Genomic DNA, 2,194 nt, shown 5'->3' with positions numbered 1-2,194 from the left:
ATGCTTGAAGGACCTTTATCAGCTAGTTTGACCGGAGGGCTAACAAAGTCCTCGGCGGTTCATCACTATTCTCACATCGATTATTTGTTGTATACAATTAAATTCCACCCTCAGTTTCCAATTATGATGATGGTGAGCGGAATTTATTTGATTGTATTACTATCTATTATTGGCTTCAAAAAGCGGTATGGATTGATTAGCTCCTGCTGTTTATGTATCACAGCTCTCTTATGCTACAGCAGCTATAAACTTTCACATACCCCTACCGAAGGTGAGCACGCCATGATTACCTCTAGCTTAGCTGCAGCAAGTTTATGCTTAGCAGTCGGATTATTCTATTTATTAAAGCAATTTTATTCTCAAAAAGAATATATTTAACCATATGAAAAAAACGTCGGATCTACCGACGTTTTTTATGTGAAAGCGAGTTTATTTATTGATTTTGTTCAACTGGCGTATAACCTATATACGCAGACTGAGGTCGGTAAATACGATTATTTTCTGACTGCTCTACGACATGAGCTGTCCAGCCAACTACACGGCTTGCTGTGAAGGTTGGTGTGAATAGTTCAGACGGAAGCTCAACCGCTTTCATAACCGCTGCAGCGAAATATTCTACATTGGTATAAATGCCTCGACCCGGCTTGTATTCATTGAGTAATTCAATGGTTTTATCTTCAATTTTAACAATTAAATCAAATAGCCCGTTGTCTCCTGAGATTTGTTTCGATACTTCTTTTAATGCTTCTGCTCTTGGATCATGTGTACGATAAACGCGATGACCAAATCCCATGATTTTCTCTTTATTATCTAATTTTTTACGAACCCAAGGCTCGATATTCTCTTCACTTCCAATTTCATCAAACATGGTAATAACACCAGAAGGAGCTCCTCCGTGAAGCGGACCTTTCATCGCGCCAATTGCTCCGCAAATAGCTGAAACCATGTCAGATTCGGTAGATGAAATAACGCGTGATGAGAAGGTTGAGGCGTTCATCCCATGCTCAATTGTCAAAACAAAATATGCGTTCAGTGCAGTAACCAAACTTTGATCTGGAATTTCTCCGTTAATCATATATAAATAGTTTGCTACATGATCCAAATGCTCGTTAGGCTCTACTACTTCTAAATCATTCATTTTACGATACCAATAGGCAATAATGGTAGGTGTGACGGCTGTAATCGCAAGTGCCTGCTCTTTTGTCGGAGGCCAGCTGTATGAAGGGTCTCCTAAAGCTGAGATACATGTGCGAAGCGCGCTCATCACTTCTGTATCTTTTGGCAAACAGTCCATTAATGCAACAATATTAGCCGGAAGCGTACGATGAGTCACCATTTTTTGTTTAAATACTTTTAACTCATCATGATTTGGCAGCGTGCCGTTCCAAATTAAATAAGAAACTTCTTCAAAAGAATAATTGATCGCCAAATCTTTTGCCCAATATCCGCGATAAATCAGCTGACCTTTCTCTCCATCAACATGCCCTACTTTTGTTTCAGCTGCAACGATTCCTTCTAATCCTTTAACGTATGTCATCTCAACCACTCCCCCAATTATTTTTAACAAACAGGCCCTTTTTTCTATGTACGGCTCGTTTGCAGAATGAATAGACTCACCTTAGTGGTGCACTATACCATTTTATTCCTCTTTCTTAATTGTCAGAACAGTATACAAAATGAACATTTCAACACGCGTTATTTCTGCGCTCGCGGCTTTGTTTTACGGGAGAAAAAATATTTTTCTAGGATTTTCTTCGAGGGTGCTTTTTTGTTAACGCTTACAAACATGCGGGTTTCTAACGTATTTAGAGGAATTTGATGTACTATTTTTAGATGAATCACTATTCACTTCCCTATGTAAGAGTTTACATTTATTTGAATCATAAGTAAAATAGATAAATAGAATAAATAGTATGAAAACTAAGAATACTAGTGAGGAGAATTTATGGATATTCGAGAACTGCAACATTTCATGGAAGTAGTTAATCAAAAAAGTTTCACAAAAGCAGCAGCCGCAATTCACTTGTCTCAGCCAGCATTAAGTAAAATTGTAAAAAAACTAGAAGAAGAACTCGGCGTAGATCTTTTTGATCGCTCTACTCGAAAGCTGACGTTAACCGATGCAGGACAGATTGTGTATGGGCAAAGCCAAAAGCTGGTATCCACTCTTCACGAGCTGCATGCTCTGTTAGAT

The 2,194-nt window shown here is 38.4% G+C and carries 3 protein-coding genes; 2 read left to right on the top strand and 1 reads right to left on the bottom strand.

Annotated elements, in window-relative coordinates:
* A partial coding sequence (locus AC1DRF_RS24215) for a DUF4306 domain-containing protein (RefSeq protein WP_477741895.1) occupies window positions 1–378 on the top strand: 378 nt, incomplete at its 5' end.
* A 55-nt stretch (window positions 379–433) separates the two neighbouring features.
* Here AC1DRF_RS24215 and AC1DRF_RS24210 read toward each other — a convergent pair.
* Window positions 434–1,537, bottom strand: a complete 1,104-nt coding sequence (locus tag AC1DRF_RS24210) for a citrate synthase/methylcitrate synthase (protein ID WP_043981479.1) — start codon at window positions 1,535–1,537, stop codon at window positions 434–436.
* A 408-nt stretch (window positions 1,538–1,945) separates the two neighbouring features.
* On the opposite strand from AC1DRF_RS24210, the gene AC1DRF_RS24205 reads away from it, so the two are divergent.
* Window positions 1,946–2,194, top strand: a 249-nt coding sequence (locus AC1DRF_RS24205; protein WP_477741894.1) for a LysR family transcriptional regulator, incomplete at its 3' end; no start/stop codon positions are given.

This window comes from Priestia sp. P5_B4 (assembly GCF_056400385.1).
This window is presented reverse-complemented; position numbering and strand designations above follow the sequence as displayed.